The organism is Vibrio sp. 1CM24A, assembly GCF_023161725.1.
GTDB classification, from domain to species: domain Bacteria; phylum Pseudomonadota; class Gammaproteobacteria; order Enterobacterales; family Vibrionaceae; genus Vibrio; species Vibrio coralliirubri.
In genome coordinates this window covers 270,139-286,312 of the sequence record NZ_JALNTS010000001.1, presented here as the reverse complement: position 1 = coordinate 286,312, position 16,174 = coordinate 270,139, and the positions used below count along the sequence as shown (strand labels likewise).

Genomic DNA, 16,174 nt, shown 5'->3' with positions numbered 1-16,174 from the left:
AAGACCCTCCAAGATCATCGCTTTTCAGCAGCAAGCGCGATGTTTTTAACACCCGCACCTTTAGCGGCGTCCATCACTTTAACAACGGTACCGTTGTAAGCGTGTTCATCCGCTTGAATAACCAAAGAAGCATCAGGTTGCTCTAGCAACAAGTGTTCTAACGTTGCTTGAACACGTTCAACATCAACAACACGTTTGTCGATGAAGATGTCATTCGCAGATGTAATCGCAACAAAGATGCCCGCATCCTTTTGGCTTACTACGTTAGACGCTTGTGGGCGATTGACTTCAACCCCTGATTCACGAACAAATGAACTGGTCACAATAAAGAAAATAAGCATGATAAATACAATATCAAGCATCGAAGTAAGGTCTATTTGAGCCTCTTCGTTTTTTGAATGACGTCGACCGAGTCTCATCGTTGACTCCTTAAAGATTTTTCTAATTTCAATTCTAAGCGGTTACACACTTTCGCTAAACGAGCGTGAACAAACATGCCCGCTAATGCAGCAACCATACCCGCCATGGTTGGCAGTGTTGCCAACGAGATACCTGAGGCCATCAATTTAGGGTCACTGCTTCCTTGAGTCGCCATGACATCAAAAACAGAGATCATACCGGTGACGGTACCTAACAAACCCAACATCGGACAAATAGCGACTAACAGCTTAATAAAGTTCAAGTTTTGGTTAAGTAAGATACTCGCTTGCCCCAACCAACCTTCACGAATGGCTTTGGCATGCCAAGAAGAGTGATCTTCTCTTTCATGCCACTTAGTAATCCAAGCTTGGCGCTGCTTTGGAAAGTAGAACGCAAGATAAAGCACACGTTCGACTACAAGCACCCAATAAACTAGGACGACAGCCGCGAGCCACCACAGGACGAAACCGCCCTGCTCCATAAAGCTTGATAAAGACAGCAGCCAGTCACTCGTTAACCAACTCGCTGGTAATAGAGAACCCGACAAAATATCCATTACGCAGCAGTCCCAACTGGTGAAACTACAGCTTTTGATTCAACCGTTTTTTCTGCCTGTTCAGCAACAAGGCCAATACCTTGTTTCTCAAGAATGTTGCGAATGTTTTCAGCCTGAGTGCTAAGAATGTTGTGTGCTAATAGCAGAGGCATTGCTGCAACAAGACCAAGTACGGTTGTTACCAGCGCCATCGAAATACCACCCGCCATCACTTTAGGGTCGCCATTACCAAACTGTGTGATCACTTGGAATGTTTCGATCATGCCGGTTACAGTCCCTAGAAGACCTAACATTGGAGCAAGTGCCGCCAATAGCTTAAGCATCGATAAGCCTTTCTCTAGGTGAGTCTGCTCATCCACTACCGCTTCTAAAAGTCGTAGCTCTAGTGCTTCAACGGTTTGGTTTTGCTCTTTATTGTAAACCGCAAGAACACGACCTAGAGGGTTATCACCCGCTTGCTCTGGGTTCTTAAGTTGAGCGCGAATTTTCTGGCGAGCGATAGCCAAAGAAATACCACGAACTAATGCGATGATTAAGCCTATAGCCAACAATCCAAGAATCACTTTACCAACCACACCACCCGCTTGAAGGCGATCAGTTAGGCTTGGTGTTAGCGCTAGTTGCTCTAGCATGAACCCACGAGAAGGATCGACAACCACGTTAGACACGTCGCCATTCGCTAATGTAGATAGCGATGCTAAAGTTGGACCATTCGATGGTTGTTTCAGATACGCAATCGCATCTTCACGCTGAGTGTTCCAGCTAACATAGCCTTGGTCTGTTATTAGGCCGATTGAACCTAAGCGATAAGCGTCGACAGTTTGTGTATTGCCTTCACCATTGATGAATGCAATTTGAGATTTGCTAAGCTCAGAGCTCGCTTGGATCTGTTCAACCATGCTCATCCACAAACCGGTCAGCTGTGGCATTGAAGGCAGTGATTTAGCATCAATGATTTGATCAACAGTTGCAGTGTGTTCAGCGCGATCAACGCTGTTTACGGTTGAGCTAAGCTCTGCGCCGAGTTCTTTTGCGTTTTGACGAACGACACCGAACAGCTCACCTAAACTACCGGTTTCTAAACGCAGCTTCTCTTCTAAGCGAGCAAGCTTGTTTTCGTTATCACTGAAGGTTTGAGTCAGAACATCTGTCGCACCTTGGATAGAGGTACGTTTCGCTTCAAGTTGCGCTTTGATCGCTTTCAGTTCTTGTTCTGTCTTTTTGAAATCAGCTTCACGCACTACGTTGTGAGAAGCTTGAGTGCGACTCTCTGATTTTGCTTTATTAACTAGCTGAGCAGTCGTATCAGAAGCTGAGAAAGCAGAAAATGAAATTGAAGTAATACAAAGCAATGCTGCTAATGGTTTTAAGTTCATTACTTAACCTCCGCAACAGTTAAAGAAACAGGTAAAGTAATGAGGCTTGGCGCCGCTTGTTGGCTTGCAATGTCGTAAGCTTTATCTAGCTCAGATTTCATTGAAGAATCAAGCTCTTGCCACTGATTTTGTGTTTGATTCCAAGACCAGTATTGGCTGCCATTTAAGTTACGAGCCACCAAAGAGATACGACCTAGGTGCAACACGTCTGCTTCAATCGTTCTGTCGCTGCTCAATGCAACACGGCCTTGGTAAGCACCGAGCTTGATGCCGTAGTCCATCTCGATTTGGTAAGCTTCTAAGATACGACGATACTTCTCAGCATCACTCACATCAGCACGAGTCATCATTGCTTGCAGCTTTTCAACTCTTTCTAGACGTTGCTCTTTCCTGATTGGCACATCTTGCTCAACTAACTGCTGAAGGCCATCAATCATCTGGTACATCAAAGGCACAACACCTTGACGTGTGTATTTGATCTCGTCGATCTGCCCTTCAATGCTCTGAGCTTCTTGATTCTGGCTCTCAACCAATGCAGCAAGGTGATCGTGATAGATTTCTAGATTTTTCACTTCTTCTTGCAGACGCTCAATCTCAGCTTGCAGCATTAACGTCGCTTGTGAGCTTTTATCAATAACCTTTTGGCTCGAAGCCGACGCGTTATTGGTCTTGTTTTGAATTGATTGAGCTTGATCTAAGCTGTTTGCCATAGAAGACGTTGCAACCAAACTGATGGCAAGCGCTAGGCTAGTTTTTAAAAGATTCATAATTGTAGTCATTTACTATAGAAGAAGGTCAAATGAATTTTATTGATAAGCACTCTCATTATCATTAAAAGTCACTCTCATTACTAGGGATATTTTTACTGAATAGCAGAATCACGAAAGGGGAAAGCCGAAACTTTCCCCTTAGTATTTAGGCTAACAATAGTACCCTACTAACAAATTAGTATTTTACCTGTAAAGTCGCCATGTAGTTACGGCCTTCGCCAATTACTACGTCTTCAGCAAACTGGTGTTTTGAAGACGTTGAACCGCCACCCGCTAGGTATTCTTTATCAAATACGTTCTCGACTGTTAGACGCGCTACGAAATCAAGAGAATCGTCGTACTTAAGCGTGTATGCAGCACCCATATCTACACGAGCGTAGCCGTCTTTCTTGAATGTGTTCGCGCTATCACCGTAACGAGAACCTTCGTAGATAAGACCTAGGTTCACATCCACTTCGTTTGTTGCTGCATAAGTAGACCAAACGCTTGCTGCAAACTCAGGTACGTCTACAGGACGGTTACCTTCATATGTTTCATGGTTCGTGATTTCAGCATCTAAGTACATTGCAGAACCAGACATTGAGAAGCGCTCTGAAATAAAGCCTTGTGCGGCTAGCTCAGCGCCACGGTGAACTTGTTCGCCACCTTGTGTCTTCGTCCAATCGCCTGATGAAGTGTCTTCTACATCCATTGAGATGTTTTCTTGGGTAATATCGAATACCGCACCAGAAACGAATAGACGTTCGTCCATCAGTTCCCACTTAGTACCGACTTCGTAAGAAACACCCGTTGCTGCGTCAAGAAGTTCGCCATCATTGGTGTAGTTGCGGCTTCCGCTAGAAACAACACCTTGTGGTTCGAAACTTTCAGAGTAAGAAGCGTAGATACTACCGTTTGATGCTGGGTGGTAAATTACGCCAAGCTTAGGTGCAACGTTTTCTTCTGCAACGCCATCACTTACTTTACGGTCGAAACGAGCGCCCGCAAGAACTTGCCATTCATCATTAATAGTAATCAAATCTTGGATGTAGAAGCCCCAAGTATCGTAAGTACTCATCTTACCTAGCGATGTTGGACCCACTGACGGCGCTGGTACTGTTGCATCTGGTGCGTATTCAGCGCTGCTGAAGCGATCCATACCACGGTAATAGCTGTAGCCTAACCAGTTAGCACCGAATAATAGTTGGTGCTCTGTGCCCGCAAGATCAGCTGTTGTTGTTAGATCAACGTAAGCCGTTCTGAAACGCCATTTATCATGACGGTAGTTACCGCCTTGTGTCACGGTGCCAGTACCATCAGGATTCATATTTGAAAAGCTTGGGTAGCTTTCCATATCAATACGTTCGAAATCTTGGTAGTTGAAACCTGTTTTTATTGACCATGTATCAGTCAGGTTAGCAGCAATATCAAAACCAACGTTCTCGACATCGTTCTCGATCTGCGACCACTGTGCGTCCCAGATGTGCTTGTCGCTACCTACTCGGTTGCCGTCTAGCGTGTATAAAGCGCCAGAATCTACGCTACCTTCGTCGTTAGTTTTGTCGTAATGAACAGAAACTGTCACGTCTTCAGTTACATCGTAATCAACGAATACACCACCAACAAAACGTTCTGTTTGTGGTTCAGTTCCGTCACCGTAAGTTCTCCAAGAGCCGTAGCTTTCTTTAGATAGAATCGCACGACCACGTAGAGTTTCAGCGTCGTTCAAAGCGCCACTTACGTCTACCGTTGTACGAGAATGGTCATTAGAACCAATATCTTGGCTAACACTTACTTGCGTATCGTAAGTTGGCTTTTTGCTTACCATGTTGATCAAACCACCTGGTGCAGAAATACCGTAAAGAAGACCAGAAGGTCCTTTAAGTACTTCAACACGCTCTAGCAGTTCGATTGGTTGACGGTAGTGAGACCAATGTTGCTGGCCGTTTTTAAGGAAGCCCGAAGAGCTTTCTACCGAGAAACCACGTAGAGAAAAACGTTCACGGTTACGGCTTGTACCGCCAGCACTTACACTCGCGTCATTTTTAAGCACGTCACCAAGCGTTGTTGCACGCTGTTCATCGATGATTTGCTCATCGATTACTGAAACTTGTCCCGGAGTCTCTAATTGAGTCGCCTCCATGCGCATTGCTGTTGTGTTCGTGTCGGCTTTATAACCGTAGTCACGACCTTCAACAACCATATGCTCGTCTGTTTTTACTGTTTCTGCCAATACTGCTGGTGAAGCTAATACTGCGCCGATCACTAAAGCCAATGGGCTCTTTGAAAACATGTCCTTTACTCCGTTTTTATTCTTTTAGACGAGCACTTTGTTATTTATTCGATGTGCTCGCTGAACCGTTTCCGGTACCACTGAATCATTTCGGGAGAGAATATAAGTGATAACTATTACCATTTGCATTAAATTTACATTCTTTGCATTCGTAAAGTTTTGTAAAGGCGTGTCGGGGAGACGTTTTTATAAAGTTAAACAAAACCAATTCAATACAAATGGTTAGAGAGCATTTACGCTAAAAAGTAGTTGTCGACGTCAAATCTTTTGAAACAGCGTTATTAGCTCGGGCTATTTAAGATGGCCAAATTGATAAGAAAATTATCTCTTCTTATTTACTACCTTTGAAACGGCAGCTTTATGTATAAAACTCTCGATAAATGTAAATTTATGGTGAATTGTTTTGTTTTATTTTGTTTAATTGACGGAATTATCAGTGATTTTGATCACATCTATAATTCCAAACTCATTTTTTGTTTTTCGATTTGAACAACCGACTGCTAATCTCCTGCTCACTTTGAAAAGGTATCAAAGTTATAAATAATAAGGAGTGTTCTAAATGAATACCAAGAAACCTATGTCACTGACTGGTCGAGTAATCCTCGGTATGGTCGTAGGTATATTAACGGGATTTGCCATTCAATCCCTTTTTGCAGACAGCGGATTTGTTAACAACTACATCGTTAACGGACTCTTTGAAGTAGGCGGACAAATCTTTGTCGCCAGTTTAAAAATGCTTGTTGTGCCTCTAGTCTTCGTTTCACTAGTGTGCGGTACAAGTTCTCTTAAAGACTTATCAACTCTTGGCCGTATGGGTGGCAAAACGCTTGCACTTTATATCGGTACTACTGCCGTAGCCATCACTCTAGCATTAACTATCGGTAACCTGTTCCAACCTGGAGCTGGTGCGGATCTTACTGCTGCGAGCTCTTTCAAATCAGCGGATGCCCCATCTTTGGGCCAAGTTATCATCGACATGTTCCCAACCAACCCTATTCAGGCGATGGCTGAGGGCAAAACGTTACAAGTTATCGTATTTGCAGTGTTGTTTGGTATCGCAATCAGTGCAGCGGGCAAACCCGGCGAACGTATCGCTGCCGTTTTCTCTGATCTAAACGAAGTGATCATGAAGCTAGTTGCGCTACTAATGAACCTTGCTCCTTACGGCGTATTCTTCTTGATGGCGAAACTGTTCTCTGGCCTTGGCTTAGGTGCAATTTGGAACCTAGCAGAATACTTCTTAGTGCTTGCTGGTACCCTGCTGTTGCATGGCTTGGTGACTTACAGTGCGATGCTTAAAGGATTCACAGGTCTTAGTCCGATTACGTTCCTACGTAAGATGGAAGATGCAATCATGTTTGCATTCTCAACGGCATCTTCGAACGCAACAATTCCAGTAACAATGGAAACAGCTAAGAACCGCATGGGTGTAGACAACAAAGTCGCTTCTTTCACAGTACCACTAGGTGCAACTGTGAACATGGACGGCACTGCAATCATGCAAGGTGTTGCGACGGCGTTTATCGCGCAAGCGTACAACATCGACCTTTCAATGGGTGATTACCTAATGGTTATCCTAACGGCGACACTGGCGTCTGTGGGTACTGCAGGTGTCCCTGGTGTTGGTCTTGTTATGCTAGCGATGGTATTGAACCAAGTGGGTCTACCGCTTGAAGGTATTGCTCTAATCATGGGTGTTGACCGCCTTCTTGATATGATTCGTACCGCTGTAAACATCACAGGTGATAGTGCCGTATCTATCATCGTTGCTAAGTCTGAAGACGCTCTAGACGAGTCTCGCTTCAACGACCCAGCAGCAGGTGAGAAAGAAGAAGAAGTTAAGCTAGCTCACCAACAGGCATAGTCTCGCTTATCTTATGCTCTTGTCTTCAAGCTCAGGCGTAATTAATGGCTACGCCTAGCCCACACCAAAGCGCATAAAGAAAAACGCCACTGAAGATGCAGTGGCGTTTTTTATTGGGTATCGCTTAAGTCAGTACAACTGAGTTGGGACAATTATCTATTTAGCGTTCTTCTCAATAGAGAAAGCTAATCACCGATTGGGAACATCAAGTTCACTCTCAGCCCCCCACCTTCTCTATTCTCAGCGGTCACATGTCCATTCATCACACCCATCGCTTCTTTAACAATCGCAAGGCCTAGACCGTAACCACCAGACTGTTTGTCTCGGGCTGATTCTATTCGTGTAAACGGGTCGAATATACCTGCAATCTTGTTATGAGGAATACCATCACCGTCATCTTCTACAGATATGACACTGTAACGTTTATCTATGACCTGTTCGTATGTCGTCACGACAACATGAGCGTTCTCGCCCGCGTATTTAATGGCATTCCCGACCAAGTTACCAATCACTCGAAGCAGTAGCCTCTCATCAACGTTCACCATTGATGTCGGTGTCTCTAGGGAGCCAATCAAAGTTTGATTCGGTTTTAAATCGTTTTGCATCTGCGCTATCAACATCGAGCAATAGTGCTCTAGGTGCATTAAGCTTAACTTAGAGTCATAACGAGAGGTTTCTAAGCGGCTAAATTCAAGTATCTCACCCACCAGCTTATTCATCTCTTCTGTTTCATTTTCCATTCGTTCTAGCAAACCAATGCTTTTATCATCAACCTTGCTGCGCAGCAGGTGTAGTGCGAGGTTTTGCCTTGCTAATGGTGTTCTTAACTCGTGTGAGACATCACGAATCAAACGACGTTGCTTTTCAGCCAGAGATTTAATCTCAAAGGTCATATGATCAAAATCGTGTGCAAGCTCGTTGAATTCACGCGTGGTGGAATTTAACTCCGACACCACACTGACCGTAAAGTCACCTTGAGCCAGTCTGCGGCTCGCTTCCCTTAATCTATCCAACGGTTGCTGCAGGCTTTTGGCCATAATAATTGAGAACAGAGACAATACGACCAACGCAATCAATGCTTTAAGCATATAGGAGTATGGCGCAAAAGATTTAGCGGGGTGAAACTGGTGCGGTAGTTGGATAACCAGCGTTTTACCGTTATCCAGTGGCAGACCGAAGATCGGCTTACTCACACGGTCACTAAGTTGGTGATCTAACGTTCTTAAGTATTTGAGCTTAAATTCAAAATGCGGGTGCATGTGACGATGTGTGATCGGGCGATTGTCTTTGTCGATGACGAACAGATAATACTGCTGAGCATTGCCCCAGTCCGCGAGTTCATCCATGTCCCCTTCTTCAATCAACACATTCGCTTGGTAAGCAAGGTCGAGCATTTCCGCTTTAACCGATTCAGGCACTTTAAGCAGCGCTTTCATCAAGGCTCTTTCTGCTACCCCTTGCAGGATCAAAATACTCACCAAAATGACGGTCAGGTAACTGAACAGTTGGAAAGTGAGTCCGTCTTTACGCTTAGCAATTAAATCTGGGCAACGCAGCAGTTTTTTACTCATGCTCCTACCGACTCTAGGTAACTATAACCTTTACCACGAACGGTTTTAATATGTTGTTTAGACAAACCGGCCTGAACGAGCTTTCTACGTATATTGCTGATATGCATATCTAAATTACGATCAAAGGGACACAATTCTTTCTTGAGTACATGGATTTGCAGATCAGATTTGGATACAACAATACCGTCATTTTTGACCAAATAATCAAGCAAGTCTTTTTCAGTGCCAGTTAATGGCAAACGGGAGAGTTGTTCACACAAGCCGTGATTAGACGAAGCTAAAGATTGTCTTTGGCGTTCAAAACCCACTCGGCGCAAGATCACCTTAATACGGGTTAAGAGTTCAGGAACATTGAAAGGTTTGGCGATGTACTGGTCGGCCCCAGCTTGGTAGCCATCGAGCATTGAGGCATCGTCGTTAAGCGCGGTTAGCATAAGAATGGGAGTAGCAAAACGCTGACAAATACGTCTTGCTACTTGAATGCCGCTTAAGTTCGGAAGCATTACATCGAGTAGAACCAAATCGACAGGGTGAGATTGAATAAACTCAAGCGCGGATTCACCGCAATGAACAGTATCAACGTGATACCCCTCATTTTCTAACACTTCACCCAGTAATTCACACAACTGAATATCATCATCAACAACTAAAACGCGAGACATTGCACACACCGATAAATAAGAACTGTTTGCATTCTAATTATCGTTATTATTGATTTCAATTATAAAGTGCCCGATTTCCTCTATAGAAGAAAATCTTTTTCAATCGGTACAAATTTTGAGGCAGAATCGATAAGATTTTGAGCAGTTAACCCCGGAACACCATACACTTCAACAGGTTTGCCAAAACGCTCTTTGATTCGCTCTACAAGGATTTCGAAATCACCGTCTCCTGATACCAAAACAATCGTATCAACCGTCTCAGCAAGTTCTATCGCGTCTAACGCAATACCCACATCCCAATCGCCTTTTGCACTGCCATCTCGACGCTGAATAAACGGCTTTAACTTCACATTAAAACCCACACCACGAAGGATATGGTGAAATTGACGCTGCTTTGGATCTTGGCTTGAGATTGCGTAAGCATTAGCTGCAACAACGTTACGCCCTTCCGTGGCAACATACCAAAACTGGTTATAGTCGAAGTTAGAACGGTATTTGTCGCGCGTCGTGTAGTAAACGTTCTGAACGTCGACCAAAATTGCTATGTTTTCCATAAATTCATACCTTTAGATTTTCCGTATACCCTATTCTATTCAATTGTAAAATGCGAGCCGCTTTACTCAATAAAAATGAACCTGCCTGCTATCGTTAACGTAAACCTAATATCTTTAGCGTAAAGCTAAGTGTCTTTAACGTAATCCTAACTATGCTTATCGTAAGTGGATTTGTTTTGAACGTTTCTTAGGTGGTTCTGATCTTCACCTTCTGTTCTACGTTGCATTCAAATCGTACTCAGGCTTAGAGCTTTTAAAGGGAGGTTGGCAATGCTGCACCGACAAACACACAATTCGAACGTAAGCATCGACACAACCAAAACGGTGCAAACTTTAAATCAACCATCAAACTCTGGTATCTGGTTTAATTTGCTTAAACTACTGACCATCAGCACGGTATTAATCATGAGCTTAACCATCAATTCTGTACTCGCCTACCCCGCCTATTCTCACTCAAAGCCTTTGCCGCACCGCAGTGTGATTTATTTCGCTCCAAAGGAAGATTCAGTCGTTAAAGAGTTTCTGAATGAAGTGTTGCTCAATAACTGTCAATTGGACGAACGAGATGTCGTCATTATGGTTATTGCTGAGAGTGGATACACAGTTCCGACTTGGCTAGAAGAAGAGTTTAACTTAGAGGCAGTCACCAGCATTTATGAGATCCCGAAAGGATCACACACCGCGGTTTTGATTGGTAAAGACGGAAAAGAGAAGCACCGATGGAGTGGCAAAACAGATTGGAAACAGATCACCAATATCATTGACGAAATGCCGATGCGCCAACAAGAAATGCAGCGACAAGGCAGCCGCTGCAGTATTTGATTCTTGCTGAGCTCAGTAGTGGCTTAGAGAGCCAACTAGAAGGTCAAACGATTAAGCTTGTTTGTTAAACCAAGCAAGCTTTTCATGGAGCTGAGCCACGCTGCCTACAACAATTAGCGCTGGGCTCTTTGCGACGCTAGCAAGATCAGCTAAATCACGTAACCCACCTCTAAACACCTTCTGTTCTTGACGCGTACCGTTTTCGATGATCGCAACCGGCATGTCAGCTCGCATACCGTTATCCAGTAAGTTTTTCTGAATGTTTGGACTCTCTTTCAAGCCCATGTAAAACACGATCGTATGGTTGTGCTGAGCAAGAGATTGCCAGTCAATATCTTCGCCATCTTTCTTCAAGTGACCTGTAATAAACTGCACGCTTTGTGCATGATCACGGTGCGTCAACGGAATGCCCGCATAAGCCGTTGCGCCTGCAGCTGCTGTGATGCCCGGAATCACTTCAAATCTCACGTCATTCTCAGCTAACGTTTCACACTCTTCACCACCACGGCCAAAGATAAACGAGTCACCACCTTTTAGGCGTACTACGTGCTTGTTCTCTTGCGCTTTAGTGACCAACAATTGGTTGATCTGGTCTTGCGGTACACAGTGATGATCAAGCTTTTTACCCACATACAGCATTTCTGCTTCTGGGTTAGCCATCGCCAAAATATCTTTTGATACCAAGCGGTCATAAACCAACACGTCTGCTTGTTGAATCACTCGTGCGGCTTTTAGCGTAAGTAAGTCTGGGTCGCCCGGACCTGCACCTACCAATGAAACAAATCCTTTGTTTACTTCTTTAACATTCGATGACGATACTTCTGACATTCTGCGCTCCGAAGGTTTGCTTGTTTTATCTCAAGCTTAAATCTATGTGATAAGTCACTGTATTCATGATGACTTATCCAAATCCTTAACCCTTAGACTATCAGGTGTTGTTATAAATATTCAGTCTAAATACTAACGAAGATAGAAGTAATTATAACAAAACAGTCTATTGCGAGTAATTTGCGCAATGATATAAGGGCTTTCGAACTAAAAAAGCCCCAAACATGTTGTTGGGGCTCTTAATCTCATACTAAATTATGTTTCACCCTACTTAGGATTACTTAGCACCTAAAGAAGGCGCAGTTTTAGCGTGAGTTAGGTATAGAGGAACACACGTCATTAGCAGACCACCAACGATGTTACCTAGGATTGTTGGGATAAGGTTGAAGTTCAACCATGTTGCGATACCGAAGTCAGCGCCAAGAATCATACCCAGTGGGAATAGGAACATGTTTACTACTGTGTGCTCAAACACTAGTGCGAAGAAGATGAAGATTGGGAACCACATCATTGCTACACGGCCAGACACAGTGCGCGCTGTCATGTTACCAATCACACCTAGACATACCATTAGGTTACAGAAGATGCCGCGTACGAAACACGTGATCCATCCGTCCATACCCATGTTTTCAAAACCTAAGCTACGGCCTGTAGAAACAGCAATGAATTTTTGAGCAACAGCGTTTGGCTCTAGAGAGAAGTTACCTGTTAATGAAACAGCCACTAGGAAAGCAACAATCAAAGAACCAATAAGGTTACCAAGACCAACAATACCCCAACAACGTAGGATACGGCCCCAAGTAATGCCTGGGCGGTTGTCGAATTTCGCTAAAGGAGCAAGGCCGAAAACGCCAGTTACTAGGTCGTAACCCATAACACTTAGAATAACGAAACCAACTGGGAACACGAGTGCGCCAACAAGACCAATGCCTGTTTGTACCATTGCTGTAATAGCAACAACAACCGCTAGAGAAAGGATGATACCAGCCATAGTGCTTCGAATCAGAAGATCGCGAGTACTTGTTTTAGTTTTCGCTTCACCCACATCGATCATCGTTTGAACGAATTCAGCTGGTTTGTAATCAGGAGACATAATGTTGTCCTTAAAAAAGTAAAATTAAAAGTTAAAATTGGATAGGAAAAGGCTCTAGTTGCCGAGTTAAGGCAATATCGAGAACTAGAACCCTTGAACTATCAAATCTTACTCATCCAAAGATTAAGCAGAGATTTCTACAGCACCTTTGGTAACACGAGCTTTGTACGCTTTCACGTTGAAGTTCTCGTCTTCCATGCACGCACCTGTTGTCAGGTTAAAGCGTTGCTTCTTAAGTGGGCTTGCCACCCAAAGCTCTTCTTTGTGCTCTACAATCAGACCACGTGATAACACGTTAGACTGGAAGTAAGGGTCTGTGTTGCTAATCGCGAATACTTCTTCAGCCTTAGTTGGGCGGAAGACTGCTACTTGCTCACCACCAACCAATGCACAAACACCTGTACCTGGGATAATGTCTTCGATCTTACAAACTTTGGTAAATGCCATAATGTCGTCTCCCAATTAAACCAGTTCAACGTGAAGGATATCGCCCTTCGCTTCAGGGTGTTTCTCGGTGAATGTTGCTGGACGGTGTTGTTCACGGCCATCTTCAACAAACACAACGTTATCATCACGGTCATCAGCATTGATGAAGTGTGCAAAGCGCTTAAGTTGAGCTTCGTCGTTGATTGTATCTGTCCATTCACAAGCGAAGTTATCAACTAGGCCAGCGATGTCAGTTTCAAGTTGGTCATTGATACCAAGCTTGTTGTCTACAATCACTTCACGTAGGTAATCAACACCACCTTCTAGGTTGTCCATCCATACCGAAGTACGTTGTAGTGGCGCAGCCGTGCGGATGTAGAACATCATGAAACGGTCGATGTACTTGATTAGCGTTTCTTGGTCTAGGTCGCTTGCAAGTAAGTCTGCGTGACGAGGTTTCATACCACCGTTACCACATACATACATGTTCCAACCTGCGTCAGTCGCGATAATACCTAAATCTTTACCTTGAGCTTCAGCACACTCACGAGTACAGCCAGACACACCAAACTTCATCTTATGAGGAGTACGGATGCCTTTGTAACGGTTCTCGATCATCACGCCTAGGCCAACTGAATCTTGCACGCCGTAACGACACCAAGTGGAACCTACACATGTTTTCGCCATACGAAGTGCTTTTGCGTAAGCTTGACCCGTTTCGTAGCCTGCAGCGATTAACTTCTTCCAGATTGCTGGTAAGTCATCTTTCTGAGCACCGAATAGACCGATACGTTGTGCACCCGTGATCTTGGTGTACAGGTTGTATTCAGCCGCAACATCAGCAAGAACACTTAGTGCTTGAGGTGTTACTTCACCACCCGCCATACGAGGGATAACAGAGTAAGTACCATCTTTTTGCATGTTACCTAGGAAGTTATCGTTGGTATCATGCAGCTTCACTAGCTCAGGCTTAAGGATGTGCTCACCCCAGCAAGAAGCAAGGATAGAACCCGCTAGAGGCTTACATACTTCACAGCCGTAGCCCTTACCGTACTTCTCTAGTAGCTCGTCGAATGTTTTGATCTCTTCGATACGAATCAAGTGGAAAAGCTCTTGGCGAGAGTAAGCAAAGTGCTCACATACGTCGTTCTTCACTTCTACACCAGCTTTAGCAAGTTCAGCGTTCAGTACTGAAGTCACAAGTGGGATACAACCACCACAACCTGTACCTGCGCCAGTCACTGCTTTGATATCACCAATGGTGTGGTGACCTTCAGCAACCGCTTGAGCAATCTTGCCTTTGGTTACATCAAAACAAGAACAGATAACAGCAGACTCAGGAAGAGAATCCGCGCCAAGTGTTGGTTTTTCAGCGCCCGCGTGAGCAGGAAGAATCAATGCATCTGGGTGTTCTGGTAGGTCGATTTCGTTCAGCATTAACTGAAGAAGATCACCATAGTCAGACGTATCACCAACCATCACTGCGCCAATAAGCTTCTTATTGTCTTCAGAAACGATGATACGTTTGTAAACTTCTTGTTCTTCGTTTTGGTAAACGTAGCTCTTACAACCAGGGGTACGGCCGTTTGCATCACCGATAGAACCTACTTTCACGCCTAGAAGCTTAAGCTTCGCAGACATGTCCGCACCTTCAAATGTGCTTTCGTTACCGACAACGTGGTCAACAGCAACTGTCGCCATCTTATAGCCAGGAGCAACAAGGCCATAGAACGTTTGGTTCCAAGACGCACACTCACCGATAGCGTAGATATCTTTATCCGTCGTTTGACAGTGATCGTTAATCTCGATACCGCCACGAGGCGCGATACCTAGACCCATTTGACGAGCAAGTTTGTCTTGTGGGCGAATACCAGCAGAGAATACGATGAAATCAGTTTCTAGCTCTGTACCGTCTGCAAAACGCATTACGTTACGAGCTTCAGTGCCTTCAGGAGCAATCTCAAGCGTGTTCTTACTTGTATGTACGTTTACGCCCATACGTTCGATTTTTTGACGAAGTTGGTTACCACCCGCTTGGTCAAGTTGCTCAGCCATTAGCTTAGGAGCGAACTCAACAACGTGTGTTGTCACGCCAAGTGCTTTTAGTGCGCCTGCCGCTTCAAGACCAAGTAGACCGCCACCAACTACCACACCAGACTTTGAGTTCTTAGCGGTTGCTTCGATAGCTTTCAGATCTTCGATTGTGCGGTAAACGAAACAGTCTTTACCTTCGTTGCCTTTAATTGGCGGTACGAATGGGAAAGAACCGGTAGCAAGGATAAGTTTGTCGTATTGAATTTCACGACCAGTGCTTGAGTAAACTGTTTTCTTTTCACGGTTAACGTTAATAGCACGTTCGCCGATCAGCATATTGATGCCGTGTTTCTCGTAGAAGCCTTCTTTAACTAAAGAAAGTTCGTCTGCAGTGTGGTGTGAAAAATAAGAAGAAAGGTGTACACGATCATAGGCTACGCGAGGCTCTTCACAGAACACCGTAATGTCCATGTTAGCAACATCTGTCTTCTCGACTAAATCTTCGATATAGCGATGACCGACCATCCCGTTACCGATTACGACTAGCTTCATCTTGCTCATAAGAATTCCTGAAGGTTATATATTTCTTAACTGAGCGAATAATGAATTATGAAAGAAAATGAAAATATGATGTAAATCAATTACGAAATCGAACTACCCAAAAGGGGTAGAACAAAAGAGGTAGAAGTGGCTAATTTTAAGCCATAGCAAACGAATAACCGTAGGTTTAATAAGGTTTAGCGGGGTTTTATATACACTTTCGTGCAGTAGATAAGATGTTGTAAATTTTCACAATAGGTTAGCAGTAACGTAGTTAAATGACAATCATTTTCATTTGTAGTCATAATAAGTGTAATAACTCATGAAAGCGTTACAGGATCATGAGCAACTATGTATAAATATGAAGAACTTAATGACGCAAAAGA

14 protein-coding genes are annotated in these 16,174 nt (G+C 44.0%); 2 read left to right on the top strand and 12 right to left on the bottom strand.

The window, feature by feature from the left end; all coding sequences use genetic code 11:
- Positions 1–14 precede the first annotated feature (14 nt).
- From MSG38_RS01230 to MSG38_RS01210, 5 genes are all read right to left on the bottom strand, one after another.
- A complete protein-coding gene (locus tag MSG38_RS01230) occupies positions 15–419 on the bottom strand; it encodes a biopolymer transporter ExbD (protein WP_004731145.1) in 405 nt (134 codons plus the stop codon).
- Positions 416–976, bottom strand: a complete 561-nt coding sequence (locus MSG38_RS01225) for a MotA/TolQ/ExbB proton channel family protein (protein ID WP_004731144.1) — start codon at positions 974–976, stop codon at positions 416–418. The genes MSG38_RS01230 and MSG38_RS01225 overlap by 4 nt, the downstream gene beginning before the upstream one ends.
- Positions 976–2,352, bottom strand: a complete 1,377-nt coding sequence (locus tag MSG38_RS01220) for a MotA/TolQ/ExbB proton channel family protein (RefSeq protein ID WP_050647179.1) — start codon at positions 2,350–2,352, stop codon at positions 976–978. Before MSG38_RS01220 ends, MSG38_RS01225 begins: the two co-directional genes overlap by 1 nt.
- Complete coding sequence (locus MSG38_RS01215) at positions 2,352–3,119, bottom strand: DUF3450 domain-containing protein (protein WP_050622345.1); 768 nt, start codon at positions 3,117–3,119, stop codon at positions 2,352–2,354. Before MSG38_RS01215 ends, MSG38_RS01220 begins: the two co-directional genes overlap by 1 nt.
- A gap of 178 nt (positions 3,120–3,297) precedes the next feature.
- Positions 3,298–5,394 carry a TonB-dependent siderophore receptor gene (locus tag MSG38_RS01210; RefSeq protein ID WP_248400782.1) on the bottom strand — a complete coding sequence of 699 codons (2,097 nt, stop codon included), beginning with the start codon at positions 5,392–5,394 and terminating at the stop codon, positions 3,298–3,300.
- Between the two features lie 559 nt (positions 5,395–5,953).
- Here MSG38_RS01210 and MSG38_RS01205 point away from each other — a divergent pair.
- Complete coding sequence (locus MSG38_RS01205; protein ID WP_248400781.1) at positions 5,954–7,258, top strand: dicarboxylate/amino acid:cation symporter; 1,305 nt, start codon at positions 5,954–5,956, stop codon at positions 7,256–7,258.
- Between the two features lie 185 nt (positions 7,259–7,443).
- On the opposite strand, the gene MSG38_RS01200 is transcribed toward MSG38_RS01205, so the two are convergent.
- From MSG38_RS01200 to MSG38_RS01190, 3 genes are all read right to left on the bottom strand, one after another.
- Positions 7,444–8,829: a sensor histidine kinase gene (locus tag MSG38_RS01200; RefSeq protein WP_248400780.1), complete on the bottom strand. Its 1,386-nt coding sequence runs from the start codon at positions 8,827–8,829 to the stop codon at positions 7,444–7,446.
- On the bottom strand, positions 8,826–9,491 hold the full coding sequence (locus MSG38_RS01195) for a response regulator transcription factor (protein ID WP_017062555.1): 666 nt from the start codon (positions 9,489–9,491) through the stop codon (positions 8,826–8,828). Before MSG38_RS01195 ends, MSG38_RS01200 begins: the two co-directional genes overlap by 4 nt.
- 80 nt (positions 9,492–9,571) lie before the next feature.
- A complete protein-coding gene (locus MSG38_RS01190; protein WP_004731130.1) occupies positions 9,572–10,045 on the bottom strand; it encodes an NYN domain-containing protein in 474 nt (157 codons plus the stop codon).
- Positions 10,046–10,315: 270 nt separating this feature from the next.
- Here MSG38_RS01190 and MSG38_RS01185 point away from each other — a divergent pair, with 270 nt between their 5' ends.
- Complete coding sequence (locus MSG38_RS01185; RefSeq protein ID WP_248400779.1) at positions 10,316–10,867, top strand: DUF4174 domain-containing protein; 552 nt, start codon at positions 10,316–10,318, stop codon at positions 10,865–10,867.
- A gap of 51 nt (positions 10,868–10,918) precedes the next feature.
- On the opposite strand, the gene cobA is transcribed toward MSG38_RS01185, so the two are convergent.
- From cobA to nirB, 4 genes are all read right to left on the bottom strand, one after another.
- Positions 10,919–11,695 (bottom strand): uroporphyrinogen-III C-methyltransferase, encoded by a 777-nt coding sequence (gene cobA, locus MSG38_RS01180; protein WP_017071487.1) that lies wholly within the window; start codon positions 11,693–11,695, stop codon positions 10,919–10,921.
- 277 nt (positions 11,696–11,972) lie between these two features.
- Positions 11,973–12,788: a formate/nitrite transporter family protein gene (locus MSG38_RS01175; protein WP_017062558.1), complete on the bottom strand. Its 816-nt coding sequence runs from the start codon at positions 12,786–12,788 to the stop codon at positions 11,973–11,975.
- A 123-nt stretch (positions 12,789–12,911) separates the two neighbouring features.
- Complete coding sequence (nirD, locus tag MSG38_RS01170; protein ID WP_017066844.1) at positions 12,912–13,235, bottom strand: nitrite reductase small subunit NirD; 324 nt, start codon at positions 13,233–13,235, stop codon at positions 12,912–12,914.
- Between the two features lie 15 nt (positions 13,236–13,250).
- A complete protein-coding gene (gene nirB, locus MSG38_RS01165; RefSeq protein ID WP_050646228.1) occupies positions 13,251–15,809 on the bottom strand; it encodes a nitrite reductase large subunit NirB in 2,559 nt (852 codons plus the stop codon).
- Positions 15,810–16,174 lie beyond the last annotated feature (365 nt).